Source organism: Mesorhizobium sp. M5C.F.Ca.IN.020.32.2.1, assembly GCF_004023105.1.
In the GTDB taxonomy this organism is placed as follows: Bacteria; Pseudomonadota; Alphaproteobacteria; order Rhizobiales; family Rhizobiaceae; genus Mesorhizobium; species Mesorhizobium wenxiniae.
In genome coordinates, this window is record NZ_RZSX01001094.1 from 1 (window position 1) to 1,805 (window position 1,805).

The following is a 1,805-nucleotide window of genomic DNA, read 5'->3' on the forward strand; positions in this document are numbered from 1 at the left end:
GCGCGCCGGCGAGGGGGTATGGACGCCGACCCCGGATGGCAATCGCAGGCGCGTGCTGCTGCACACGGACGAGTTGATGATGGTCGAGTTCGGTTTCGACAAGGGCGGTGTCGGTGCGCTGCATTCGCACCCGCATGTCCAGGCGAGCTACGTCGCCGAAGGTCGCTTCGAGGTCACCATCGACGGCAGGACCGAGATCCTGGAAACGGGGAGCAGCTTCATTGTCCCATCCAACTTGGTCCATGGCGTCAAGGCGCTCGAGGCCGGGCGCCTAGTCGACAGCTTTACGCCGCACCGCGCTGATTTTATCGACTGAAGGGCGCGCGAATGCAGATCATTGCGCCGCGGCGTGTGTCCGGCCCAATGAGCAGAACCGCGTGTTTGCCCGCTTCCTTCCGGCATGTCCCGCAAACGAAAAGCCCGCGCCTCCGGAGAGACGCGGGCGTGTTGCCTGGGCGCTTGTGGCGCCGCGGTACTCAAAACATCACCGCAGAACCTGAACCTGCCGAATTATGATGAAGATAGGATTAACCGGCCCGAGCCGACGCGATATTCACAGGCAAAGCGAATAGGGCTGGAATCACGGTCCCATATCCGCCAATGAGGGGATATTCTTTCAGACGGCGCCGACGGAGACAGGACTTGAGGGGTGATCAAGTATTCGAATCCGCGGTCAAGCCAGTCACCTGGAGATTGTCCAGAGAGCTTTGGCAAGTCATGTCGCCGCAGCTCCTGGCCGTCTCCACACTGCCTTTTCAGGCGGCGCCGATCGTAGAAATTCCCTGATGCAGGTATCGAAGGTGAGCGTCCGGGCGGAGGATTCCAAGCGGCGTGTCCTGAAGGATGTGTTCGGCTTCGATAATTTTCGTCCCGGCCAGGATGCTGTGACGGAGGCACTGCTGGCTGGGCGCCATGTGCTGGCTGTGATGCCGACCGGCGCCGGCAAATCGCTCTGCTACCAGGTCCCGGCGCTGGTCCTTGGCGGGCTCACCATTGTCGTTTCGTCGCTGGTGGCGCTGATGCAGGACCAGGTCGCCGCATTGCGCCTTGCCGGCGTGGCGGCCGATACGATCAATTCCTCGCTCGATCGGGATGCCAATGTCGCCGCATGGCGCCGTGTTGCGGCGGGCCAAACGCGCCTGCTCTATCTTGCGCCGGAGCGGCTCATGACCACACGGATGCTCGAGGCGCTGGCAAGGCTCGACATCCGGCTGATCGCTGTCGACGAGGCGCATTGCATCTCCCAATGGGGTCCGGCGTTCCGGCGCGAATATGAAGAGTTGTCGCGGCTGCGCGGCATCTTTCCTGATGTGCCGATCATTGCGCTGACGGCGACAGCGGACGAGACGACGCGCACCGACATCGCCGCACAGCTGTTCGCTGGCTGCGTCGAAACCCTGGTGCTGGGCTTCGACCGGCCGAACATCAAGCTTGGCATCGAGGCCAAGCAGGACGGCAAGCGCCAATTGCTGAGCTTCGTGCAGCGTCATGCCGGCCGCAGCGGCATCGTCTATTGCCTGTCGCGCAAGAAGACCGAGGAGATGGCGGCGTTCCTCGAGAAGAACGGCGTGCGCGCGCTCGCCTATCATGCCGGCATGAGCAAGGACGCGCGTGAAGCGAATCAAAACGCATTCATGATCTTGTCCGGCGTCGTGATGGTGGCGACCATCGCCTTCGGCATGGGGATCGACAAGCCTGACGTCGCCTATGTCTTCCATACCGATCTGCCGGGCAGCCTCGAAGCCTATTATCAGGAAATCGGCCGTGCTGGCCGCGACGGGCGGGCTGCCGAGGCACATATGCTC

At 62.5% G+C, this 1,805-nt stretch carries 2 protein-coding genes; both read left to right on the forward strand.

Annotation, left to right across the window (positions count from 1 at the left end; all coding sequences use genetic code 11):
- On the forward strand, positions 1-316 hold a 316-nt coding region (locus EOA86_RS33190; protein WP_164892260.1), incomplete at its 5' end, for a cupin domain-containing protein.
- Positions 317-785: 469 nt separating this feature from the next.
- Positions 786-1,805: ATP-dependent DNA helicase RecQ (locus EOA86_RS33195; RefSeq protein ID WP_164892261.1), on the forward strand; the 1,020-nt coding region annotated here is incomplete at its 3' end.